Source organism: Halopseudomonas sp. SMJS2, from assembly GCF_029866945.1.
Taxonomy (GTDB): Bacteria; Pseudomonadota; Gammaproteobacteria; order Pseudomonadales; family Pseudomonadaceae; genus Halopseudomonas; species Halopseudomonas bauzanensis.
The window spans coordinates 2,869,078-2,893,393 of record NZ_CP123445.1; the positions used below are offsets into that span (position 1 = coordinate 2,869,078).

22 protein-coding genes are annotated in these 24,316 nt (G+C 61.3%); 2 read left to right on the forward strand and 20 right to left on the reverse strand.

Annotation, left to right across the window (positions count from 1 at the left end; all coding sequences use genetic code 11):
• Positions 1–41: 41 nt before the first annotated feature.
• The 12 genes from der to trmJ all read right to left on the reverse strand — a co-directional run bounded on the left by der (position 42) and on the right by trmJ (position 12,079).
• Positions 42–1,487 (reverse strand): ribosome biogenesis GTPase Der, encoded by a 1,446-nt coding sequence (gene der / locus QAO71_RS13510; RefSeq protein ID WP_036990224.1) that lies wholly within the window; start codon positions 1,485–1,487, stop codon positions 42–44.
• A gap of 94 nt (positions 1,488–1,581) precedes the next feature.
• Positions 1,582–2,718 carry an outer membrane protein assembly factor BamB gene (bamB, locus tag QAO71_RS13515; RefSeq protein ID WP_036990222.1) on the reverse strand — a complete coding sequence of 379 codons (1,137 nt, stop codon included), beginning with the start codon at positions 2,716–2,718 and terminating at the stop codon, positions 1,582–1,584.
• 5 nt (positions 2,719–2,723) lie between these two features.
• Positions 2,724–3,368 (reverse strand): tetratricopeptide repeat protein, encoded by a 645-nt coding sequence (locus tag QAO71_RS13520; RefSeq protein ID WP_036989384.1) that lies wholly within the window; start codon positions 3,366–3,368, stop codon positions 2,724–2,726.
• A 34-nt stretch (positions 3,369–3,402) separates the two neighbouring features.
• Positions 3,403–4,686 (reverse strand): histidine--tRNA ligase, encoded by a 1,284-nt coding sequence (hisS, locus tag QAO71_RS13525; RefSeq protein ID WP_036989382.1) that lies wholly within the window; start codon positions 4,684–4,686, stop codon positions 3,403–3,405.
• 27 nt (positions 4,687–4,713) lie between these two features.
• Positions 4,714–5,826: a flavodoxin-dependent (E)-4-hydroxy-3-methylbut-2-enyl-diphosphate synthase gene (gene ispG / locus QAO71_RS13530; RefSeq protein ID WP_036989380.1), complete on the reverse strand. Its 1,113-nt coding sequence runs from the start codon at positions 5,824–5,826 to the stop codon at positions 4,714–4,716.
• An 11-nt stretch (positions 5,827–5,837) separates the two neighbouring features.
• A complete protein-coding gene (locus QAO71_RS13535) occupies positions 5,838–6,806 on the reverse strand; it encodes a RodZ domain-containing protein (RefSeq protein WP_280164683.1) in 969 nt (322 codons plus the stop codon).
• Positions 6,806–7,564 (reverse strand): type IV pilus biogenesis/stability protein PilW, encoded by a 759-nt coding sequence (gene pilW / locus QAO71_RS13540; protein ID WP_036989376.1) that lies wholly within the window; start codon positions 7,562–7,564, stop codon positions 6,806–6,808. The genes QAO71_RS13535 and pilW overlap by 1 nt, the downstream gene beginning before the upstream one ends.
• A gap of 23 nt (positions 7,565–7,587) precedes the next feature.
• On the reverse strand, positions 7,588–8,736 hold the full coding sequence (gene rlmN / locus QAO71_RS13545; protein WP_036989374.1) for a 23S rRNA (adenine(2503)-C(2))-methyltransferase RlmN: 1,149 nt from the start codon (positions 8,734–8,736) through the stop codon (positions 7,588–7,590).
• A gap of 36 nt (positions 8,737–8,772) precedes the next feature.
• Positions 8,773–9,204, reverse strand: coding sequence for a nucleoside-diphosphate kinase (ndk, locus tag QAO71_RS13550; RefSeq protein ID WP_036989372.1), 432 nt, complete (start codon positions 9,202–9,204; stop codon positions 8,773–8,775).
• 116 nt (positions 9,205–9,320) lie between these two features.
• Complete coding sequence (locus tag QAO71_RS13555) at positions 9,321–10,475, reverse strand: IscS subfamily cysteine desulfurase (protein ID WP_280164684.1); 1,155 nt, start codon at positions 10,473–10,475, stop codon at positions 9,321–9,323.
• 9 nt (positions 10,476–10,484) lie between these two features.
• A complete protein-coding gene (gene cysE, locus QAO71_RS13560) occupies positions 10,485–11,297 on the reverse strand; it encodes a serine O-acetyltransferase (RefSeq protein ID WP_036989370.1) in 813 nt (270 codons plus the stop codon).
• 2 nt (positions 11,298–11,299) lie between these two features.
• The gene (trmJ, locus tag QAO71_RS13565) at positions 11,300–12,079 is read right to left on the reverse strand and encodes a tRNA (cytosine(32)/uridine(32)-2'-O)-methyltransferase TrmJ (RefSeq protein ID WP_036990218.1); all 780 of its coding nucleotides are present in this window, start codon (positions 12,077–12,079) and stop codon (positions 11,300–11,302) included.
• 147 nt (positions 12,080–12,226) lie between these two features.
• Here trmJ and suhB point away from each other — a divergent pair, with 147 nt between their 5' ends.
• Positions 12,227–13,042, forward strand: a complete 816-nt coding sequence (gene suhB, locus QAO71_RS13570) for an inositol-phosphate phosphatase (RefSeq protein ID WP_036989367.1) — start codon at positions 12,227–12,229, stop codon at positions 13,040–13,042.
• A gap of 280 nt (positions 13,043–13,322) precedes the next feature.
• Here the strand turns inward: suhB and QAO71_RS13575 are convergent, their stop codons facing one another.
• The 7 genes from QAO71_RS13575 to QAO71_RS13605 form a co-directional block, all read right to left on the reverse strand.
• The gene (locus QAO71_RS13575) at positions 13,323–14,141 is read right to left on the reverse strand and encodes an alpha/beta hydrolase (RefSeq protein ID WP_280164685.1); all 819 of its coding nucleotides are present in this window, start codon (positions 14,139–14,141) and stop codon (positions 13,323–13,325) included.
• Positions 14,142–14,259: 118 nt separating this feature from the next.
• Positions 14,260–15,213 (reverse strand): hypothetical protein, encoded by a 954-nt coding sequence (locus QAO71_RS13580; RefSeq protein WP_280164686.1) that lies wholly within the window; start codon positions 15,211–15,213, stop codon positions 14,260–14,262.
• Positions 15,214–15,241: 28 nt separating this feature from the next.
• Positions 15,242–17,260: an ABC transporter ATP-binding protein gene (locus QAO71_RS13585; RefSeq protein WP_280164687.1), complete on the reverse strand. Its 2,019-nt coding sequence runs from the start codon at positions 17,258–17,260 to the stop codon at positions 15,242–15,244.
• 1 nt (position 17,261) lies between these two features.
• A complete protein-coding gene (locus QAO71_RS13590) occupies positions 17,262–18,206 on the reverse strand; it encodes an ABC transporter permease (protein WP_280164688.1) in 945 nt (314 codons plus the stop codon).
• Between the two features lie 43 nt (positions 18,207–18,249).
• Positions 18,250–19,122, reverse strand: coding sequence for an ABC transporter permease (locus QAO71_RS13595; protein WP_348273397.1), 873 nt, complete (start codon positions 19,120–19,122; stop codon positions 18,250–18,252).
• Between the two features lie 2 nt (positions 19,123–19,124).
• Positions 19,125–20,678, reverse strand: coding sequence for an ABC transporter substrate-binding protein (locus tag QAO71_RS13600; RefSeq protein WP_280164689.1), 1,554 nt, complete (start codon positions 20,676–20,678; stop codon positions 19,125–19,127).
• Positions 20,679–20,803: 125 nt separating this feature from the next.
• Positions 20,804–21,724, reverse strand: coding sequence for a LysR substrate-binding domain-containing protein (locus QAO71_RS13605; RefSeq protein ID WP_280164690.1), 921 nt, complete (start codon positions 21,722–21,724; stop codon positions 20,804–20,806).
• A 157-nt stretch (positions 21,725–21,881) separates the two neighbouring features.
• Here QAO71_RS13605 and QAO71_RS13610 point away from each other — a divergent pair, with 157 nt between their 5' ends.
• Positions 21,882–23,141, forward strand: coding sequence for a porin (locus tag QAO71_RS13610; protein ID WP_280164691.1), 1,260 nt, complete (start codon positions 21,882–21,884; stop codon positions 23,139–23,141).
• A 257-nt stretch (positions 23,142–23,398) separates the two neighbouring features.
• On the opposite strand, the gene secF is transcribed toward QAO71_RS13610, so the two are convergent.
• Positions 23,399–24,310 carry a protein translocase subunit SecF gene (gene secF, locus QAO71_RS13615; RefSeq protein WP_280164692.1) on the reverse strand — a complete coding sequence of 304 codons (912 nt, stop codon included), beginning with the start codon at positions 24,308–24,310 and terminating at the stop codon, positions 23,399–23,401.
• Positions 24,311–24,316: the final 6 nt, after the last annotated feature.

Genomic DNA, 24,316 nt, shown 5'->3' on the forward strand with positions numbered 1-24,316 from the left:
CCTACGTGGCGGGATTGTCGTGAACTGAATGGCTGGCTCGATCAGCGCTTGTCTCTACGCTTTTTCTCGGCCTTCTTGTGGTGGCTCATCAGGCGGCGTTTCTTGTTCACCTGACGCTCGGACAGCTTGTTCTTCTTCTCCGCGAAGGGGTTGTCGCCACCCTTGTATTCAATGCGGATCGGCGTACCGGACAGCTTGAGCACCTTGCGGAAGGTGTTTTCCAGATACCGGGTATAGGAGCGCGGTACCGCGTCCACCTGGTTGCCATGGATAACGATGATCGGCGGGTTGGAACCACCCAGGTGGGCATAGCGCAGCTTGATCCGGCGCCCATTGACCAGCGGCGGCTGGTGCTCGGATACCGCGGCTTCGAGGATCTCGGTCATGCGCTTGGTGGGAATCTTGGCCATGGCACTTTCAAAGGCCTGATCAACCGACTTGTAGAGCAGCCCGACGCCACTACCGTGCAGCGCGGAAATGAAATGCTGATCGGCAAACTGGGTGAAGATCAACCGACGCTCCAGCTCCTTCTTCACGTACTCCTTCTCGCCCTGCTCCATGCCATCCCACTTGTTGATGGCGACCACCAGGGCACGGCCGGACTCCAGCACGAAGCCCAGCAGGTGCAGATCCTGTTCCACGATGCCTTCCCGGGCGTCGACCACGAAGATCACCACGTTGGCGTCCTGAATCGCCTGCAGCGTCTTGATCACCGAGAACTTCTCGATGGCCTCGAAGACCTTGCCGCGGCGCCGCACACCAGCGGTATCGATCAAGGTGTAGGGCTTGTCATGGCGCTCATAGGGAATATAGATGCTGTCGCGGGTGGTACCGGCCTGGTCGAACACGACCACCCGCTCCTCGCCCAACATGCGGTTGACCAGGGTGGACTTGCCCACGTTGGGACGGCCGATCACCGCGATCTTGGTGCCGATGGGCGTCACCGGCAGGCGTTCGACGGGGTTACCCTCCTCGTCCAGCTCCGGCTCGGCCTGGATGTCGCCCTTGACCAGTACGGCTTCGAGCATGGGGTTGATATTGCGTCCATGAGCCGCGGCGATGCCAATCGGAGTACCCAGGCCCAAGGGAGCAAACTCACCGAGGATCGAATCCTGATCAGCACCATCGACCTTGTTGGCAATCAGGAAGGTGTGCTTGTCACGCTTGCGCAAATGTTCGGCAATCATCTCATCGCCAGCAGTACGACCGGCGCGCGCGTCGACCAGGAACAGTACCGCATCGGCTTCCTCGATGGCCTGCAGGGACTGCCCGGCCATGATGGTATCGATGCCGTGCTCGTCACCGGTCAACCCACCGGTATCCACGAGGATATAGGGCTGCCCCTGCCAGACCGCCTCGCCGTACTGGCGGTCACGGGTCAACCCCGCCACGTCGGCGACTATGGCGTCACGACTTTTGGTCAGACGGTTGAACAACGTGGATTTGCCGACATTCGGCCGGCCCACCAGGGCAATGACAGGAACCATGATTACTCCGCGCACCTTATTGGTGCCAAACAAAAACAAAAAGGCCGCTGCTCCTTCTTTGGGCAGCGGCCGGAAAGTATAACCTGTTTCGGCGTCAGCGCAGTTGGTAAGCCGCCAGATCGCCGCTGTTGCCATACACATACAGGGTGTCGCCCTGCACGATCGGTGTTACCCGCACACCCTTGCGGTCGACCCGCACGCGCCCTACCAGGCGGCCATCGGTCTGGGCCAGCAGATGCACATAGCCTTCGAAGTCGGCCACCGCCACATAGCTGCTGAAGGCCACCGGCCCGGTAAGCTGGCGACGTTGCAGGCTGTCATTGGTCCACAGCGGCGTAGCACGATTCTGATCATAGGCTTCGACGGTGCCGCCGGCCTGACTCAGATAGACGCTGCCAAAACCAATGGCGGCACCGGCGTGGCTGGAGCTCGGGCGCTGCCAGCGAATGGAGCCGGATTCTGCATCCAGCGCCACAAGGTTACCCTGGTAGGTGGCTGCGTAGAGGGTCTGATCATCCAGCAACAGCCGGCCATCGATGTCTACCATGCGCTCCAGCTCCGAACGACCAACCGGCTGGGCGATACGCTGTTCCCACAAGGGAATGCCGTTCTGCGCATCCAGTGCCACTACACGACCGCTGGCCAGGCCTGCGTAGACGCGATGCAAGGATACGATCGGCTCACTGTGCCCGCGCACGGTCAGCACTGGCAGGCTGGACTCATAGAGCCAGCGCTGCTCGCCGGTACCGATATCCAGGGCCACCAGCTTGTCGTCCTGGGTCTGCACCACTACCACGTCGCCGTTGGTCTGCGGCGGGGCCAGCACTTCGCTGGACACCTGCGCGCGCCAGAGTTCGCTGCCATCGGCTTCATCAAGAACAATCACCACGCCATTGAGCGTACCCAGCATGACGCGGCCACCGCCAGCGCCCACCGCACCGGACAGCGGCTCCTTGAGCTTGACCTGCCAGTTGACCGAGCCAGTATCGCGATCCATGGCCACTACCCGGCCCTTGGCATCGGCGGCGTACAGAGTCAATCCGTCGATGCTCGGCTGCAGCTGGTTGAACAGTTCGCCCTGTCCAACGCCAATATTGCGTTTCCAGCTGCGCTCCAGTTGGACCTCAGCATCGAATTTTTCCAGTTCTGCCGGGGGCAATTCCTTCTTGCCGGAACTACCACAGCCGACCAGCAGCAGGGCAGCAAGCCCGGCGGCCAGAGTTCGGGACATCAGCTTCAAGAGGCTTCCTCCGCCAGGTCATCCAGTTTCAGCTGCAGTTGCGGCCGAGTACGTGGGTCAGGAGTGGCTTCCAGCGCCGCCTGATAGGCCTGACGCGCATCCGCCACGCGATCCAGGCTCAGTAGCAAGTCACCGCGCACTTCCTCGCGGCCGGCCAACAGCTCGCCGGTCACCGGCACAGTGAACAGTTCGAGGCCTTCCTCGGCGCGCTCCAATTGACCCAGCACACGGGCCAGACGCTGACGAGCCACTTCCTGCAGGGCCAGGTCGTCGCCATCTTTGGCTACATCGCGCAGCAGGGCTTCGGCGGAATCGAAATCACCAGCCTCCACCGCCAGACGCGCCTGCATCAGCGCGGCAAAGCTGGCGTAGCGGGTACCGGGATAATCCTTGCGCAAGGTCTCGGCCAACTCGGCACCACGTGTGCGGCTCGCCTCGCTGTCATCCTGCAGTACGTTCTCCAGCATGCTCTGGTAGACGGCTGAGGCATTACTGGCCTTGTTTTCCTGGTAGTTGGTCCAGCCATTCCAGCCGAACACGCCGGCCAGCGCCAATACCACGCCGGTCAGCACAGGCACACCATGGCGATGCCAGACTTCCTTGATCCGCTCTACCTGTTCTTCTTCTGTCTGGTTACTCACCCTGCTCTCCTTTACCGCATCCGATTAATCGCTATTACTGCAAAACCTTGCGCAGTTGTTCAGGCACCGCATCCCAGGCCAGCGTCAGCTGCTCGCCGTCGCCACGCAGGGGCTTGAAGCCAACCTGCCCCGCTGCTGCTTCTTCTTCACCGAGAATCAGCGCGTACAGTGCGCCGGATTTGTCGGCCTTCTTGAACTGGCTCTTGAAACTGCCGCCGCCACAATGCACTACCAGACGTATGCCGGGCAAGGCGTCGCGCAGCTGTTCAGCCAGACGGATAGCCGGCTGCTGTGTTTCAGTGCCCAGAGTGACCAGATAGACATCAACCTGCCGGGACAGTTCGGCGGGCACCTTGCCAAGGGTCTCGATCAGCAGCAGCAGGCGTTCGATGCCCATGGCAAAGCCTACCGCCGGCGCCGGCTTGCCGCCGAGCTGCTCGACCAGGCCATCATAACGACCGCCAGCACAGACGGTGCCCTGGGCCCCGAGCCGGTCAGTGACCCATTCAAACACTGTCAGTCCGTAGTAATCCAGTCCGCGGACCAGCCGGGGATTGATTACATAGGGAATGCCGGCAGCGTCCAGCAGCGCGCGCAGGCCCTCGAAATGAGCGCGAGCCTCATCATTCAGGTAATCGGCGAGCTTCGGCGCGTCGGCCAACAGAGCCTGGGTATCGGGGTTCTTGCTGTCCAGTACCCGCAGTGGATTGCTGTCGAGGCGGCGCTGGCTGTCTTCATCCAGTTGCTCGAAGCGCTCGCGCAGGTAGGCGACCAGATCGTCCCGATAACGGGCCCGGTCGGCGCTGGAGCCGAGACTGTTGAGCTCCAGAGTCACCGCCTCGTCCAGCCCGAGCATACGCCACAGGCGCCAGCTCAGGATGATCAGTTCGGCATCGATATCGGGGCCACCCAGGTTGAAGGTTTCCACTCCCACCTGATGGAACTGCCGATAACGGCCTTTCTGCGGCCGCTCATGGCGGAACATCGGCCCGGTGTACCAGACCTTGTGACTGACGCCGCCACCGAGCAGGCCGTGTTCGAGCATCGCACGCACACACCCGGCGGTACCTTCGGGGCGCAGAGTCAACGAGTCGCCGTTACGGTCGGCGAAGGTGTACATTTCCTTTTCGACGATGTCAGTGACCTCGCCGATGGAGCGTTTGAACAGCTCGGTGGGCTCGACGATCGGCAGACGGATCTGCTGATAGCCGTAACCGGCCAGGACCTTGCCCACGGTAGCTTCAAAATATTGCCACAGCGCACTGTCGGCGGGCAGGATGTCGTTCATGCCGCGCACGGCTTGCAAGTTCTTCAAAATCGTTATTCCTTGTCTGCTACCAACTGCTCAACCGCGGGCGATGGTGTTGTCATCCAACGCCTGCTTGGCAGCAATCTTGTCGCGAATCAGTTTTTCCAGGCGGTCCACCATGTCGTCGTTGGTCACCTTCTGGCTCGGCGCCCCGTCGACATAGACCAGATTGTTCGGCGAGCCACCGGCCAGGCCGATATCGGCTTCCTTGGCTTCGCCCGGGCCATTGACTACGCAACCGATAACCGCCACGTCCAGCGGCACGACCACGTCGTCCAAGCGTGCTTCCAGCTCGTTCATGGTCTTGACCACATCAAAATTCTGCCGCGAGCAGCTGGGGCAGGCGATGAAGTTGATGCCACGTGAGCGCAGGCGCAGAGACTTGAGAATGTCGAAGCCGACCTTGATTTCCTGGACCGGATCGGCCGCCAGGGAAATACGGATGGTGTCGCCGATGCCTTCAGCCAGCAGCATGCCCAGGCCGACCGAGGACTTCACTGTGCCCGAGCGCAGGCCACCGGCCTCGGTGATGCCCAGGTGCAGCGGTTGCTCGATCTGCGCGGCCAGCAAGCGGTAGGCGCCAACGGCCATGAACACGTCGGAGGCTTTCACGCTGACCTTGAAGTCCTGAAAGTCCAGCTTGTCGAAATGATCGACATGGCGCAGCGCGGACTCCAGCAAAGCTTCCGGGGTCGGTTCGCCATACTTCTTCTGCAGGTCCTTTTCCAGCGAACCGGCGTTGACGCCGATGCGGATCGGAATGCCGTGGTGGCGCGCGGCATCGACCACGGCGCGAATCCGGTCTTCGCGACCGATGTTGCCCGGGTTGATGCGCAGACAGTCAACACCCAACTCGGCCACCCGCAGTGCGATCTTGTAGTCGAAATGGATATCGGCCACCAGCGGCATGCTCACCTGCTTGCGGATTTCGCCGAAGGCTTCGGCGGCTTCCATGCTCGGCACGGACACGCGCACGATATCGGCGCCAACCGCTTCAAGCTGGCGAATCTGGCCCACAGTAGCTGCCACATCGCAGGTTTCGGTGTTGGTCATGCTCTGTACGGAGATGGGCGCGTCGCCGCCCACCAGCACCGAGCCTACGCGGATCTGGCGTGATTTTCTGCGTTTGACCGGGGATTGCTGATGCATTGCGTTACCTCTTACTGGCCCAGGCGAAGTCGCGCAACGCCGGAACTGGCATTGCTCGTGAGCTCGACTGGCTGCCCATTATATTCCATCCTCGACACCGCACTGGCTGCTCCTATCACCAGGTCCAGCGGACCCTCGCGGTCGATATTCAGCGTCTGACCCTGCTGCATCTGGCCGCTGTGCAACACTCGCCCATCGGTGGTGCTGACCTGCACCCAGCAGTTGCCGGAGAAACTCATCACCAGGCCATTCTGACTGACTGCTGCAGGCGCTTCCGGCGCAACAGGCTCAGCAGCAGGAGCCGGTGATGATTGGGCTGCCTCGTCAGTCGCCGTGCTGGCTGCCTGATCCGCATCCACCTGCGGCGCGGTTGCAGTCGATTCGTCAGGCTGGGGTTCGGCATTCGCAGCAGGAGCATCTGCCGCCGGGATCTCAATCGCCGGGCCGCTTATGGCCAGCTCATCGCCGCCCGGCTGGCTGAAGCTGTCCGGCAGCACCATCGAGTCCACCTGCACGTCGTCCATGGCGCCGGCTTCCCGCACCTGGGTAGTCGCTTCACGACTCACGTTCCACCACCACAGACCCAACGCCAGCATAATGACCACGATCAGCACCGTGCTGAGCGTCATGACCAGCCGCGCGCCACGCTTGGGTTTGACGTCCACCTTATCGATGGTGCTCACGCGGCTTTCCCGGGCGTCGATGCCGACATAGCGGTCGTAGTGCTCAACGAACCGGCTCGGGTCGAGTTTCAGCAAACGCGCATAGGCCCGCACGTAGCCGCGGGCGAAGGTATCTCCTGGCAGGCGATCAAACTTGCCGTCTTCCAGATAGCCCAAGGTGGCGCGGGTCAGACGCAGGTGGGTTGCCACCTCATCGGCGGTAAAGCCGACCCGCTCGCGCTCATCGCGCAGCAATTCGCCGGGATTGATCCGTGCGGCGTTCTGAGCGCCCGTTGCGGTTTCCATTTCGTCGGTCATCAGGACTGCTCCGACTCAAGCAGGGCACGGGCTTCCGGGCTGGCCGGATACAGCCGGCGCAGCTGCAGTGCGTAACTGGCGGCGCGGTTATGATCATTGAAGCGCCGCGCCAACTGAACGCCCAGCCACAGACTCGGTGCGTTCTGCGCCGATATCTGGCTGAAGTTCAGATAGTGGTTCCACGCCGGCACGAAATTCTGCTCGGCGAATTCCAGCCGGGCCAGCTCAAGCAAAGCCAGCGGCTGGCGGCTGTTCAGACGCAGCGCCCGCTCGAAGGCCGCCTTGGCTTCTTCAGGCTGCTGCAGACGCTTGTAGGTCAACCCCAGATTCTCGAATACCCGCGAGCGTTCGACGTAGAAGGTGTCTTCCGCGGCGCGCTGGAAGTACTTGAGCGCCTCATCGTTACGCTGCTGTTCCAGAAGAAAGGCGCCGTAGTTGTTCAGTATGCGGGCATTGTTCGGTGCGCTGGCCAGCGCCGCGCGAAAATGCTTGTCCGCCAGCGGAGCTTCCCCTTCCTGCTGGAAGACCAGAGCGAGGGCAACGTTGGCCGACTCAGAGCGCGGATCGATCTTCAACGCTTCACTCAGGGGCGCCTTGGCTCGTTCGGTCTCACCTTTCTGCAGATAACCCAGCCCCAGCTGGATATAAGCGTCCCGCGCTTCGGCGGGATCGGTCTTGCGGGTCGGCTGGTCGGTGGTGGTCACACAGCCACTGAGCACCAGGCTCAATAACCAGATCACGACAATATGCTTGCTCATCACAATCGTTCCTCGGCTGGATGTTATCGGCGATTTGTCGACGGCGTAATCTCAACTTGCTCTTCGGCAAGCTGGCGTACCGCAATATAGCGTTCACTGCGCCGGGTCCTGTCCATGACCTGGCCGACCAGCTGTCCGCATGCTGCATCGATATCCTCACCCCGCGTGGTGCGCACCGTGACGTTGTAGCCGGCGTTGTGCAGCAGGTCCTGGAAGCGGCGGATGGCATTGTTGCTCGGCCGCTCGTAGCCGGAATGGGGAAAGGGGTTGAAGGGAATCAGGTTGATCTTGCAAGGCGTCTCGCGCAGCAGCTCGATCATCTGGCGAGCGTGCTCCGGCTGGTCATTGACGTCCTTGAGCAAGGTGTACTCGATGGTCAGATAGCGCTTTTCACCCAGCCCGGCGATGTAATTGTTGCAGGCCGGCAGCAATACCGCTAACGGGTACTTCTTGTTCAGCGGCACCAGTTGATTGCGCAGTTCGTCGTTGGGCGCATGCAGCGACAGGGCAAGCGCCACATCGGTGACCTTACCCAGCTTCTCGATCATCGGCACTACGCCCGAGGTGGACAGAGTCACCTTGCGCTTGGAAATACCATAGCCCAGGTCGTCCATCATCAGCGTCATGGCATCGACGACATTGTCGAAGTTGAGCAGCGGTTCACCCATGCCCATCATCACCACGTTGGTGATGGCCCGATCGACCTTGGCCGGCACGGTGCCGAAGGATTTGTTGGCGATCCACACCTGGCCGATGATTTCGGCAGCGGTCAGATCGCTGTTGAAGCCCTGCTTGCCGGTGGAGCAGAAACTGCAATCCAGGGCACACCCCGCCTGGGACGAGACACACAAGGTGCCGCGGCCATTCTGCGGAATGTACACAGTCTCGACGCAACTGCCCGATGCCACGCGCACGACCCACTTGCGCGTGCCATCCTTGGAAATATCCTCGCTGACCACTTCCGGGCCGCGAATTTCGGCGCGGGCCTTGAGCTTGTCGCGCAGGGCCTTGCCGACATTGGTCATGTCATCAAAATTGTCGACACCGAAGTGATGGATCCACTTCATGACCTGCCCGGCACGAAAACGCTTCTCCCCGAGCTCTTCGAAAAAAGCTTCCAGTTTCGGCTGTGTCAGGCCCAGCAGGTTGATCTTGCCGGTGGTCTCAGTCATTGCAATCCATCACTCAGTTGGTGTCTTTGGCAGGGCTCAGCGGGTGCGCTGGCACAGCTCGGTTTCGGCGAAGAAGTAGCCGATTTCGCGGGCAGCGGAGGTCGTGGAGTCCGAACCGTGAACGGCGTTGGCATCGATGGACTCGGCGAAGTCAGCGCGAATGGTGCCAGCAGCGGCTTCCTTCGGGTTGGTAGCGCCCATCAGGTCACGGTTCTTCAGTACCGCGCCTTCGCCTTCCAGCACCTGGACGACCACCGGGCCGGAAGTCATGAAGCTGACCAGATCCTTGAAGAACGGACGCTCTTTGTGCTCGGCGTAGAAACCTTCGGCATCAGCCTGGGACAGTTGAACCATCTTGGCCGCAACGATGCTCAGACCAGCCTGCTCGAAGCGGCTCAGGATCTGACCAATCACGTTCTTGGCTACGGCATCGGGCTTGATAATGGACAGGGTACGTTCTACGGCCATGAAACTCTCCAGAGAAATGGGGTTGGATGATAAATAAAGGGGTGTCAACCCGCAGATTATACGCAGGTTGACTGCAAATACGTAACAGGCGCTGCAATCGAGTTGCAACGCCGTATTTACCTGCTCTGACGCAGGCGCGATACCGCTTTGCACAGCACCTCGGCGGCGTGCTGGACCTCTGCCTCGGTAGTGAACCGACCCAGCGACAGACGGATGGAGCTGTGCGCCAGCTCATCCGGCAGGCCAATGGCACGCAGCACATAGGATGGCTCGACCGAGGCCGATGTGCAGGCCGAACCGGTGGACAGCGCCAGATCGCGCAGAGCCAGCAACAGCAGCTCCCCATCCACGCCGGTAAAGGCCAGGTTCAGGTTGTGCGGCACCCGCTGCTGTGCGGAGCCGTTGAGCGACATCCCGTCCAGGCTTGCCAGCCCTTCGAGCAGTTGGTCACGTAACGCGGAAATGCGCTCGTTCTCGGCTTTCATTTGTGCACCGGCCAGGGCGAAGGCCTCCCCTATGCCGACCAGTTGATGGGGCGCCAGGGTGCCCGAGCGCATGCCGCGCTCGTGACCGCCGCCATGGATCAGCGCCTCGATGCGCACATCCGGTGAACGGCGCACATAGAGCGCACCAATACCCTTGGGGCCATAGCTCTTGTGGGCGCTGAATGACATCAAATCAACCGGCAGTTGCTTGAGGTTGATCGGTAGCTTGCCAGTGGACTGCGCCGCATCGACATGGAACAGAATCCCCCGCTCGCGCACCAGCGCGCCCAGCGCCGCAATATCGTTGACCACCCCAATCTCGTTGTTGACGTGCATCAGCGACACCAGGATGGTGTCTTCGCGCAGCGCGGCCTGCAGTTGTTCAACGCCGATCAGACCGTCGCTATCCGGCTTGAGATAAGTGACCTCGAAGCCTTCCCGCTCCAATTGCCGGCAGCTGTCGATCACCGCCTTGTGTTCGATCTGCGAGGTAATGATGTGGCGGCCACGCTCGGCAAAGGCCCGGGCGGCGCCCTTGATTGCCAGATTGTCAGATTCGGTGGCACCAGAGGTCCAGACGATTTCCCGCGGATCGGCGCCGACCAGGTCGGCGACCTGACGCCGCGCCAGCTCGGCTGCTTCCTCGGCTTGCCAGCCATACAGATGCGAGCGCGAGGCTGGGTTGGCAAAGTTGCCATCCATGGTCAGACAGGTACACATTTTTTCTGCCACCAGCGGGTCGACCGGCGTGGTGGCAGCATAGTCCAGATAAATCGGCAGTTTCATGGCAACACCTCAGCGCGGTGCAGACGAGTCAGCGTCCGGCTTGGACGGCTCGGGCTCCGCATCATCCATGAGCGCTTCAAAATCCTCGGTATCCAGTTTTGGCAGGTCGCGGGCGCAGTAATCGCTACCCAGCTCCTTCAGGGCCTCGCACATGCTCTCGATACGACCATCGACCGCATGCATGTGATCGAGCATCAGCCCAATGGAACGGGCGACCGGGTCAGGCATGTCGCGGGTCTCGCCATAGGCATCGAAGCCGATCTTTTCAGCCATCGCCTGGCGCTTGACCTGCTGCTCCGTGACGGCCTCCTCCCTGACGATGATGCGTCCGGGAATCCCCACCGCGGTGGCACCGGCCGGCACCGCCTTGGTGACCACGGCGTTTGAACCGATCTTGGCGCCTTTGCCGACGGTGAACGGCCCCAGCACCTTGGCCCCGGCGCCCACCACCACACCGTCTTCCAAGGTCGGGTGGCGTTTGCCTTTGTTCCAGCTGGTACCGCCCAGAGTCACGCCCTGATACAGGGTCACGTCATTACCGATCTCGGCGGTTTCGCCGATCACCACGCCCATGCCGTGGTCGATGAAGAACCGGCGGCCCACCGTGGCGCCGGGATGGATCTCGATACCCGTCAGCCAGCGCCCGAGGTTGGACACCATGCGCGCCAGCAGCCGCGCATCGCGCACCCACAGGCAATGGGCCAGGCGGTGGAACCAGATGGCATGCAGGCCGGGATAGCAGAACAGCACTTCAAGCTTGTTGCGGGCCGCGGGATCGCGATGGAATACGCTGGCGATATCTTCCTTCATTCTGTCGAACATGCTTAACGTCTCCGCGCACCGGACGCCTGGACGCCGATGGCTTTCTGGGTTTCGGTCAAGATGCCGCGCAGAATGTTCATCTCGACGAGATTGGGATGGATACGCCCGTACAGACGACGCAAACGGGGCATCAGCTTCCTGGGATGCTGGGGGTCGAGGAAGCCGATTTCAACCAGCACCTGCTCAAGATGCGCATAGAACTGCTCCATCTGCTCGGCGGTGGCCGGCACTTCGTTGTCCAGCGCGGTGGTTTCTATCTTGTGCATCTTGGTCGGCTGCCCCTGACGCTGCAGGCTTTGCATGCGCAGCTCATAGGCCAGCACCTGTACAGCGGTGGCCAGGTTCAGCGAGCTGAAGGCCGGGTCCGAGGGAATATGCACATGGAACTGACAGCGCTGTAGCTCGTCGCTGGTCAGACCCGAATCCTCACGGCCGAAGACCAGGGCAATCGGGCCGGCAGCCGGACCTTCCAGTTGATCCAGCACCTTGTCGGCCGCCTCCCGCGGGTCGACCACCGGCCAGGGGATGCGCCGGTCCCGGGCGCTGGTGCCGAGCACCAGTACGCAGTCGGCCAATGCCTCTTCCAGGGTAGCGACCACCCGTGCATTGGCCAGCACATCATCGGCGCCGGAGGCACGGGAGGTGGCGTCGGGATCGGGAAAACGCTGCGGGTCGACCAGCACCAGCTGGCGCAAGCCCATATTTTTCATGGCGCGCGCAGCGCCGCCGATGTTACCCGGATGACTGGTGTTGACCAGAACCACGCGAATTTTGTCGAACACGGACACTCCAGGGTTGCACTGCAAATAGAAGAGCCCTGCATCTTACTAAAATCCGCCCCCTACTGACTACGACGCTTTTTTTCAGTTTGCCCGGCAACCCTGCTATAATGTCCGGCTTTTCGTACTTCCATTCAGAGATGCCCCCGTATGCAGCCCATGTTGAACATCGCCCTGCGCGCCGCGCGCAGCGCCGGAGAATTGATTTATCGCTCCATGGAAAGGCTGGATGTCCTGACCGTCAGCGAGAAAGAAGCTAACGACTACGTCAGCGAAGTGGATCGGGCTGCGGAACAGGTCATCATCCAGCAACTCCGCAAGACTTATCCGGATCACGGCATCCATGCCGAGGAATCGGGCTTCCAGCCCGGCCACGGCGAGGGCGCTGACATCGTCTGGATCATCGATCCATTGGACGGTACCACCAACTTCCTGCGCGGCGTACCGCATTTCGCCGTCAGCATTGCCTGCCGCATCAAGGGCCGCATCGAGCATGCCGTGGTCCTGGACCCGGTACGCCAGGAAGAATTCACCGCCAGCCGCGGCCGCGGCGCCGCACTGAACGGCAAGCGTCTGCGCGTCAGTGCCCGCAAGAGCCTGGAAGGCGCCCTGCTCGGCACCGGCTTCCCGTTCCGTGAAGACCAGACCGAGTCGCTGGACAACTACCTGGGCATGTTCCGCAGCCTGGTCGGCCAGACCGCCGGCATTCGCCGTTGCGGCGCCGCCAGCCTCGATCTGGCCTACGTCGCCGCCGGCCGCTATGACGCCTTCTGGGAATTCGGTCTGGCTGAATGGGACATGGCCGCAGGCAGCCTGCTGATTCAGGAAGCCGGCGGACTGCTGAGCGACTTCACCGGTGACAACCATTTTCTGGACAAGGGCCACATCGTGGCCGGCAACCCGAAATGCTTCAAGGCGGTGCTGACGGCCATCCAGCCACACCTGCCGGCGTCGATGAAACGCTGATCGACGGCATAAGGGCGAAAGACCAACATCTGGCCACCGACCTGCCGGACAACGCTTAGATGATTCAGCCGAGCAACGGAGCTGTGGCACCGATAGCGCACCGTGAGCCAACGCTAGCGTTGCGGCCGGTCGCTACACTCAGCGCTGCCCTTTAGGGGGGTCTCCCTTTCGGCCTCGAGCGGGATCATACCGATACCGGCCAAGCTGTTGACCAGCGCCACCTCAACATACAGCCAAGCCTAAGTATCTTTAAGGCCTGGCTGAACAGACCGGTTGTCCGTTAGGCTGACGCCAGAAACTCCACCAGCGCAGCGTTGAATCGGCTCGGGTCTTCCAGATAAGGCGCATGTCCCAGCCCGGACAACTCGAGATGGCGCACATCGGGAATCGACTCCAGCAGCGGCTGAGCCTTGACCAACGGGGCAACCGTATCCTGATCACAGGTGATCACCAGCGTCGGCGCCTGGATACGCACCAGTTCCGGCTTGAGGTCGACCGTCTGGATCGCCCAAGCCGCTGCCGAGACGCCCTCCAGGCGCGACTCGGCAGCAATCTCGGCAACGCGCTGGAAGACTGCCGCAGCGGTACCGACCGGCAACATGCCTTTGGCCCGGCGCTGGCCGTATTCCTCCGGCGGCAGATTGCTCAGCTCATGCAGACGACGCTTGTAGCGCTCGCCGGCCTCGCCTTGACGGCTCAAGGCATGGCCAGGATGGGTGCAGGACAACACCAGACGCTTGACCAGCGACGGTGCCAGAATCGCCACCTTCATCGCCACCAGCCCGCCCATGGAGTGTCCCACCAGCGTGACCGGGACCACCGATACCCGACGGATAAAGGCAATCGCTGCGCGGGCCAGATCGGTGAGATCGTCACCGACCACATCCGAGCCACCATAACCGGGCGCATCCCAGGCGATCACGCGCCCGCTGGCCGAGAAAGCTTCCAGTTGCGGCTCCCAACTGCTGGCATTGCCATTGATGCCATGCAGCAGCACCATGGGCTCGCCGTCGCCGCGCCCGAGATAAGTGATGCGGCCATGCTCGAGCATGACGCTGGAGCGCGCCGCCGGGTTGCTGACCTTGCTCGTTTGATTCATGTATGACTTCCTTACTGACGATGTTCTACCGACCTGGCATCGGGCCGGCTAACGATTCACAGTTGTTTGCAGCAGGGTTTCGGAACGAAACGCCCACTCTCGGCATTCCGCTGTAGCATTAATGGGTCGAGATCAGTGCACGCTCGCGCTTACCCGCCAACAGCAGACGCGCCCCTGCCGGCGCCATGCGCTGCGCATCGTGACCGACGTCGTAGACGGTCTCGACCTCCCAGTTGAACTCGGTGCCAAGTTCCTCGGCCTTGGCCTTGGAAACGGCGTAGAAGCGCTTGCCTCGCGCCAAGCGATGCGGCCCCTGAGCCATCGCTACATCTGTGCGATTGAGAATCCGGTGATGGGGGTCGTCATCGGCCGTACCTAGCATGATTACCAGACGCTGAGCGTAGGAACGCGCCAGGCTCTGGTCATCGATACCGGTGTTCTGCAGGCCGTAGCGCAGCGGCAGACTGTCATCGGGGAAGGTGTAGTTACCGGCGTTGGCGGCCACCGCCGTGCGGATACGCGCTTCCGGCCAGAGCATCACCATCCGGTGGACGAACTGGGCACCACCACCGTGGCCGTAGATATCGTATTGCTCAGCCTCCAGGCCGAATTCCTGACGCACCTGATCGAAAGCGCGCTCCACCGCAGCAAAGGAAGATTGCTGGCGCGGAATTCGCTGGCCCTTGGACGCATCCAGCGATGACGAATCGCGGGTAACCCAGTTACCCGCCTGGTAGCCCCAGCCCGTGGGGAAGTCCTGTTCCGAGATTTCCGGGGCCACCACCAGCACGTCATATTGCGTCGCGTAACGGGCCCAGATATCGCGGTACACATTCGCGTCGCGACGGCCGCCATGCATGACGATCACCACCGGCGTATCCGGGCGCATTTGCCGCGGCTGCGAATAGAAGACGCGCATGGTCACCGGCTTGTCCGGGGTACCCGCCGCCACCTCAATGGAGCCGTTACGATCACCGAAACTCAGCGGAACATAGGGTGTATTGATCGAGACCGACGAACAACCGGCCAGCAGGGAAAGAATACCAACGAACAACAAGGCGCGCATTTTCATGACAGGGGTCCTTTGTATTATTGTTTGATCACGCTGTGGGACAGTCACTGGAGGGCTGCGCCTTCCAGCATCTGACCAGGCTGCTACCGATGATTTCCGGTGCTGGCGTACGCTCGCGGCAGACCTGTTCGGCTATCGGGCAGCGCGGATTGAAGGCGCAGCCGGTAGGCCGATTCATCGGGTTGGGAAAGTCACCGGACAGGCCCAGGTCGGGCACTATCTCGCCCGGGGCAATACTCAGGGCCGAATCCATCAGGGCGCGGGTGTAGGGATGCCGCGGATTAAGCATCACATCATCGCGATTGCCGCACTCGACGATTTCACCCAGGTACATCACCGCCACCCGGTCAGCCATGTGCTGCACCACGGAGAGGTTGTGGGTGACGAACAGATAGGTCAGGTCCAGCTCATCACGCAGGTCGAGCAGCAGGTTGAGAATCTGCGCCTGCACCGACACGTCTAGCGCCGAAGTCGGCTCGTCGCAAATCACCACCTCCGGCCGCATGATCAGCGCCCGACCAATCGCTGCGCGCTGCCGCTGGCCGCCGGACAGCTGGTTCGGATAACTGTTGAATACCCGGCGCGGCAGGCCGACCAGCTCCATCATGCTGTAGGTCTTCGCCAGTTGCTCCTGGCGGCTGCCGAGCTTATGCACCGCCAGCGGTTTGCCGATGATCTCGCCAATTGTCTTGCGCGGATTCAGCGACGAATAAGGGTCCTGAAAGATCGGCTGAATCATCCGCGCCCGCTGCATCGCCGGCAGGCTTTCAATGCGCTGGCCATTGAGGATCACCGACCCGGTATCCGGCTGCTGCAAGCCCATGATGGTGCGGGTCAGGGTGGTCTTGCCGCAGCCAGATTCGCCAACCAGCGCCAGCACCTCACCCTTGTTGACCTGCAGACTGATGTCATTCATCGCGCGCAGCGGTATGCACTTGCCGAACATGCCGCGGCGTACCGAAAAGGTGCAACTGACCGAGTCCACAGACAGGATCGGCGTCCGACTCTGGCTCGGCGACACCAGGACGTCCTGATTCGTGGGCACAACCGGGCTGGGCTGCCAGCCGCGTGTTTCCTGCGGGTCGTGGCAGACGTACATGCGCTGCGGGCCGATTTCCTGACTAGGCGGCGTTTGCGTCCTGCAGGACTCCACCACACGCGGGCAGCGCGAGGCAAAAGCGCAGCCCTGAATGGTACCGGTCATCGAGGGCACGATACCAGGGATGGAGCCGAGGCGTTTCAACGCGCCATTGCGGTAACCGGGCACGCATTCCAGCAGCCCCTGGGTATAGGGATGGCGAGGGTTCAACAGCACCTCCTGCGTGGTACCGGTCTCGACGATATCACCCGCGTACATCACCGCAATCTTGTCCGCCGCCCGCGACACCACGCCCAGATCATGGGTGATCAGGATCATCGACATGCCCAGCTCCTGCTGCAGGTCGCGAAGCAGGCGCAGGATCTGCGCCTGGATGGTCACGTCCAGCGCCGTGGTTGGCTCGTCGGCGATCAGCAGCTCAGGTTCGTTCATCAGCGCCATGGCGATCATCACGCGCTGACGCTGGCCACCGGAGAGCTCATGCGGATACTGCTTGAGGCGACTGGCCGGATCGGGCAGCCCGACCTTTTCCAGCAGATAAACCGCCCGCGCCTCGGCCTCGGACTCCGAGACCTTGCGGTGCAACGTCATGGTTTCCTTCAACTGCCGGCCAATGCTGTAGACCGGGTTCAGGCTGGTCATCGGCTCCTGGAAGATCATGCCGATGCGCTGCCCGCGTACCTGCACGGCAAAGTCATGCTCGCTGGCCTGCATCAGGTCCGCGCCATCGAAATTGATGCAAGCCGCAGAGCGCCGGGCCGCCGGGGGCAAGAGGCTCATCATGGCCAGCGCGGTCATCGACTTGCCCGAACCAGACTCGCCGACGATACCCAGGGTTTCGCCGCGCTTGAGCTCCAGATCAACACCCCGGACCGCCTTCAGCGTGCTCGACTCAGTCGGAATCTCGACCGACAGATTGCGGATATCCAACAGTGATTGCGTGTTCATATCAGCTTCTCCGGTCCGTGACAGTGACGTCGCGCACGCCATCACCGAGCAAATTGACTGCAATCACCAGCATGAACAGCGCCAGGCCAGGCAGCACCACCAGCCAGGGCTGGAAGAACATTGAGGTCTTGCCCTCGGCGATCATCAAGCCCCAGGACGGCATCGGCGAGGGAATGCCCAGACCGAGGAAGGACAGGGTCGCTTCGCTCAGAATCGCGATGGCCACTTCCAGGGTAAAGATCACCATGATCTGATTGGATAGGTTCGGCAGCACCTCACGCACCGCCACCTGAAAGCGGCTGCAGCCCATCGACCGCGCAGCGGCAACGAAGTCCATCTCCCGCAACCGTAACGTCGCCGAACGCGTCACCACCAGATAGAACACCCAGTGCGTGGCGCCAATCACGAAGATCACCACGGTGATCGATTGGCCGATCACGAATACCAGCGCCATGATCAGCAGCAGGCTGGGAATTGCCAGTTGGCAGGTCACCAGAAAGTTGACCGCCTGGTCCAGCCAGCCGCCGAAGTAACCGGCCAGCAGGCCGAGTGTCACGCCGATGATGGCGCCCACGGTGGCCGCGCCCACACCAATAGCCAGGGAAATGCGGGCGCCGTAGATGATGCGGCTCAGGTAGTCGCGGCCCAGGTGGTCGGTACCGAACAGGTAACGCCACTCGCCGCCCTCGACCCAGACCGGCGGCAAAAGACGCATCGGCAGGTTCTGTACGTAGGGATCATGCGGCGCCAGCCAGGGCGCGAACAGCGCCAGGAAGATCATGAGCAGAATGATCCCGAAACCGATCTTCAGTCCGGTGTGGCCGCGGGCGCGCTTGAGCGCCGCTTTGGCTGGGCTCAGACCCAGGCCGGTATCGACCTGTTCGCCGTCGGTCTGCGACTCGGCCATGAAACGCGGATTCTTCACTGTGTTAGTTGTCGTCATCATTCACCCCATCCGGATCCGCGGGTCAAGCCAGGCGTTGATCAGGTCAGCCGCCAGCGTGAGCAGTACAAAGGTCAGTACAAAGATCAGAATCAACGATTGCACTGTCGGAATGTCCGAATTGAAAATCGATTCCACTGCCAGGCGCCCCAGCCCGTTCATGCTGAACACCGACTCGGTCACCACCGAGCCACCCAGCTTGTGGCCAAGCTGTACCGCGAGCACGCTGACTACTGGCAACAGCGCGTTGCGCAGCGCCTGACGGAAGATCAACTGATAGCCCATGAAGCCCTTGGCCCGGCGTGCGGATGTAGTCGGCGCCCAGCACCTCGAGCAGGCCGGTGCGGGTCAGGCGCATGACCGCCGGCACCGAGCTGGCGCCCAGCACCAGAGCTGGCAGCACGTAATGGCGCCAGGTCGCATCACCCGAGACCGGGAAGATCGGAAACATCACCGCGAACAGGATGATGACCATCAGACCTAGCCAGAAATTGGGGATGGCCTGGGCCGAGACCGCCGTCGAGAGTGCGAACCTGTCCACCCAGCTGTTGGGTCTGAGCGCCGCCCCAATGCCCAACGGCAGCGCGATCAGAATGGTCACCATCAGCGAGGACAGGGCCAGAATGATGGTCACTCCGGCATGCTCGCGGATCAGCTCACCGACCGGCTGCTTCCAGAAGTAGCTTTCACCGAAATCGCCCCTGAACACGCCACCCAGCCAGGCCACGTACTGCACCGACACCGGGCGGTCGAAGCCGTACTCCTGACGGATTTCCTCCACCATTTCCGGCGGGGCATCCTCACCGGCAATCGTCTGTGCCGGATCGGTAGCGAAATAGAACAGCGCGAAGGTACCGAAGGACACCACCAGCGCTACCAGCAGAGCGAGCAGGCCCCTGCGAAGGATATAACTCGCCATAATCAATTACTCCAACGGGCCTGCCAGAGACGGGGAACACCGTCTCTGGGGACCGACAGGTCGAGGCCGGGCGCCAGCAGGAAATTCTGGCTGTAAGAAAACATCGGTACCCAGTAGGCCTGATCGGCAATGCGATCCAAGGCCTGACGGTACAGTTCACGACGCCGCTCGGGATCGATGGTGCGCTCGGCGGCCAGCACGGTGGCGGCCAGCTCCTCGTCGCCGGAATAGTTGCGTGGGGTACTGGCCACGAAGTGCACGCCGGTGATCGCTGACGCATCGGCGGTGCCGCCACCGCCATAGGAGGCAAAGAAGGCCGACATGTCGCGGTCGTTACGGACCTTGGAGAACACGTTCAACTTCACGTAGCGCAGGTTCGCGTTGATGCCCACGGCCCGCAGATCGTTGACGATGGCCTCACCCATGACCTTGTCGCGGTAGGCCCACAGATCGAAGCTGAAGCCATTCGGATAACCGGCTTCAGTCAGCAGTGCGCGGGCCTTGTCCGGGTCGTAGGCATAGACCGGGCCAGTACCTTCGCAGCCAAACTGCAGCGGATGGCAGGCGAAGTCCAGAGCCTGAGCACTGCCGCGCACCAGATACTGGGTAATGGCCTGACGGTTGATCGCATGATTGAGTGCACGGCGCACCCGCACGTCCTTGAACGGCGTATTGGGATCGGAGTAGCCGGCCGCATCCAGGGTGATGTAGCCGATACGAATGTCATCCCCTTCCAGGCGCTCGACATTCGGTAGATGACGCACGTTATCCGCGATATCTGGCGGCACGTCCAGCATCAGGTCGATGCCGCCGCTGAGCAGCTCCGCCTGCTGCGTACCCTGGTCGGGGATGACCCGGAACCGCATGTACTTGATCGCCGGATTGGCCTTGGGGCTGGCCTGATAGTAATCCTCGAAACGGGTCAGCTCGATCTCGCGTCCGGCGCGAAAGCCGGTGACCCGGTAAGGACCGATGCCGTTGAGCTGCTGCTCGACTGCCCGGGTGCCGGTATGGGCATAGGTGCCCTGCTTGCGCAACGGCACACTCACGGCCATGTCGCGCAGCGCCATCGGGTAAGGCACCTTGAGGTGGAAGGACACCCGGTGTTCGTCGATCTTCTCGACCCGATCCAGCCAGCCACGGATAACCGGGCCACGGCTGGTACCCGAGTCGCGATCCAGTACCCAGTCAAAGGTGTAGACCACATCATCGGCGGTCAGCGGGCTGCCGTCGTGAAACGTCACATCGTCACGCAGCACGACGTCCAGACGCGTCTCGCCAACCCACTCATAGGAGGCGGCCGCCAGCGGGACGAACTCCAGGGTATCGGGATCCACATGAAACAGGCCGTCATCGGTCAGCTGGGCCAGGACCAGTCCTTCGCGCTGTACGGAATAAAGCCGGTCGACGGTCGTCAGCGGCATGGCCAGAGCAACAATCAGTGAATCGCTGCGGGCATCGGCATGGGCATGGGCATGGGCAAACATCGACAGTGCCCAGACGGCGAGCAGACTCGCCATGCCGATACCAACCCGACGTGGGTGGGTGATCCTCATTTCTCCTCCTGTTGTAATTATTGGGAGATCAAGCAATGAGCAGAGTGTAGGGAGGAGCAATGCTTTTTAAAATTGCATATAGTCGATAGCCATATGCAATTAACGCATGTATTGGCGCGAGCGCCTCATTCGCTGCCGGTCATGGTCGCGTGATCGCCCAGGGCGGCCATGACCTCGTCCCGCAGGCAGCGCACCAGGCTGGTAGTCGCTGGCGTCTCTTCGAAACCCGGAGGGAACAGCAACACGAACTGCAGGCGATAGCGTGGCGCCAGAGGCCGCAGGCAGAATCGTGAGGTATCGACCGCCAGCGCGGTCAGGCGGTCGATGATGGTCACGCCCAATCCTTCAGCGACCATCTGGCAGGCCAGTACGCTGGAGGTGGTTTCGATCTTGCAGTTGAGCTCCACGCCGGCCGCCTGGAATATCTCCTCCATCTGCAGGCGCGGTCGCAACCCCGACGCCAGGGCAATGATGTCGTGCTCTGCCATCTGCCGAGCGGAGACCGCATCGGCCGCCTCCAGCGGATGGCCTCTGGGGATCATCGCCATCGCATCGGTATCGAAAAACGGCCGCTGGATGACCGCGGGATGATTGCAGGGTTTGGTCAGCGCCACGGCGATATCGTAGTGCCGGCCGGCGACCCATTGTTCGATGTCCCGATGCCCGCGTACATCCACACTGAAGCGCTGGCCGGGATGCTCCGTCACAAAGCGCGCCAGCGCCGGCGACACCAGACTGTTGGCCAACCTGGCCAGCGCCACGATGCGCAGGGTGCGGGTGCCGCCCTCCTTGATCTCGCGCACGATGCGCGGCAGATCTTCGAGGTTGGAGAGGATCTTTTCCGTCTCGCGGTAGAACTCCTTGCCCTCGGGCGTGAGCACCAGACGCCGCTTCTCGCGCTTGAACAGCTTCAGTTTCAGCTCGTCCTCCAGGGTGGAGATCAAGCGGCTGGTCGCGGGCTGGCTCAGGTTCATGATCGAGGCCGCCGAGACCAGCGAGCCATGTATCACCACCGCCCTGAAGCACTTCAACTTTTTGATATTCAAGCAATTATCCCAATTACATGCAGAAAACGCATATATCTATCCAATGTTTCGAATTTACATAACCACCTATACTAGCCGATAAATTGCGCCAGGAAAGCCTCTTTCCCCATGCGTTCGCCTGAAGCGAAAGCGCCAAAAATAAGAAACCGGAGGGAATATGGAACTGTCGAAAACAGGGCTCCTGTCGAGCATCATCAGCCTGTCGGCGCTGTCGGTCACGCCGGCGATGGCACTCGATATCAAGGTCGGTGGTCAAATCAACCGTGCGTTCATGCATGTTGACGACGGATACAGTGAAAACAGCAGGGGTCTGGGTTCAAGTTCAGAGTATTACCACGTCGACAACAGAAACAGCCCGACCCAGATACACCTGAGCGTCACTCAGAAACTCCTGGAAGGCTGGACCGCCGGTGCCTATATTGAGCGCGGATTTTACGAAGACCCCTCAACAGAGGTATCACCCGACGACAAAAGCATTGCGGGCGAACTGGATCAACGTATCACCGAAGGTTTTGTCGATTCACCCTTTGGCAAACTTACTGTCGGGCGTGGCGAAGGCGCCGCTTATGGAGCCGGCAGGGCGGACTATTCTGGTACCGGCGTCATCAGCTTTCGCCACCCCGCGTTGATCGGCGGCGGAATGTATTTCAACGAAACCAGAAAATCGCTGGTCACCAGTACCAACCGCGCAGGCGCTATTACCAGCATCGAAGCGCCGGCGCCCGACAGCAACCCGAACAAAGTGTCCATTGTTGGCAGCATCCGCGACTTCAACTTCGAAGGCCGTCACGATCGCATCCGCTACGACAGCCCCCGTATCGGGCCCGTGACGCTGTCCGCGAGCGCGGGCAAAGGCACAGACGACGCGAGCAAAGACGACATTTACGAAGTCGGAGCCAGATCAGGCTTGCGCACGCCGGGTGGCAGAGCGCTGGTCCGCGTCGGCTACTCCCTCGCGAAAAGAGACCTGGAAGGCCCTAACGCGCCCCGTGATACCGATGTGAGCAACTACGGTGGTTCGATCTCCTGGCTTGCCGATAACGGGATCAACGTCACCTTCGCCGCCGTCAACCGGGTAGAGAAGCAGAGTGAAGCGTCCAAGACCGCCAACCTCACGCACAACCGCTCGGAGCTGGCCAAGTTCCGCTATGTGAAACTGGGCTACCGCCCCAGTCGCCAGCATGCCTTCGACGTGCACTGGGGTGTCACCAAGGATAGGAACAAGGTGGGCGACGTGGGCACCGTAATCGGTGCAGGCTATGTCTGGAGCCCGAAGCAGATGCTTGATATCTACGCCGGCGCGAAGATCCACAGCTTCGAGCGCAAGAACTGGTCTACCTTCAGCGGTCGTACCTCCTATGACCTGGAATACGATGACATCACCATCGTGACCACGGGTGTCAGATTCAAGTTTTAAATAAGGTTCGTCGTACTTACGGGGAAACGCTGCTTTGATCTTGTGGAAGAAGTCAGGCAGATCAGCGCTCATGGCAACGGTGGCAGCTGGGTCAGATGGTGTTGTGGTAACCCAGACTTAGCCCAGTCTGACCACCGCCCCTACCCTCTCACGCCAATCCGCGATAAACCTTTCTTGTTGCACTCCAACTCCATGCAGTCATTAAAAAACCCGACACACGCAGACGTGTGTCGGGTTTTTCAGCTCCGGCTATCGACTCAGGGCCGGTCGTCGACTTCTTCGAGCTGCGTCGGGATCAGGTCTTCCCGGGTCAGCTTGAGATTGATCAGCAGACCGTTGGAGACATAGATGGACGAATAGGTACCAACAACGATGCCGACGATCAGCGCCAGGGCGAAGCCGCGAATGCTTTCGCCGCCGAACCAGTACAGCGCCGACAATACCAGCAAAGTAGTGACCGATGTCGCCAGGGTACGGGCCAGAGTCTGGGTAGTGGACACGTTGATGACGTGCTCCAGATCTGCATTGCGCATCACCCGCAGATTCTCTCGCACCCGGTCAAATACCACGATGGTGTCGTTCAACGAATAGCCTATGACCGCCAACACCGCCGCCAGCACCGTGAGGTCGAACGGCAGACCCAGCAGGGAAAAGAACCCCAGCACGAAGATCACGTCGTGCAACAACGCAGCGAGCGCACCCACGGCAAACTTCAGCTGGAAACGCAAACCGACGTAAACCAGAATCCCCGCCATCGCCAGCAACATACCCAGGCCGCCCTGGTCGCGCAGCTCTTCACCGACCTGCGGGCCGATGAACTCGACCCGCTTGACCGATACCTCACTGCCGTCCTGCTGCTTCACCACGCGAGCGATTTCGTTGCCCAGCTCGGAATCGTCACTGGACAGGCGGATGATCACATCGGTGCTGGCACCGAAGTTCTGCACAATAGCATCATCCCAGCCGCCTTCGCGCAAAGTGGTACGCACCGCGTCCAGATCAGCCGGCTCGCTGTAATTGAGTTCAACCAGCGCACCGCCGGTGAAGTCCAATCCGAAATTGAGCTGCTTGACTGCCAGCGATGCAATGGAGCCGATCATCAGGATGGCGGCCAGGACGTAGGACGCCTTGCGCAGCCGCATGAAATTGATGGTTTTGATATTGTTCATGATCTG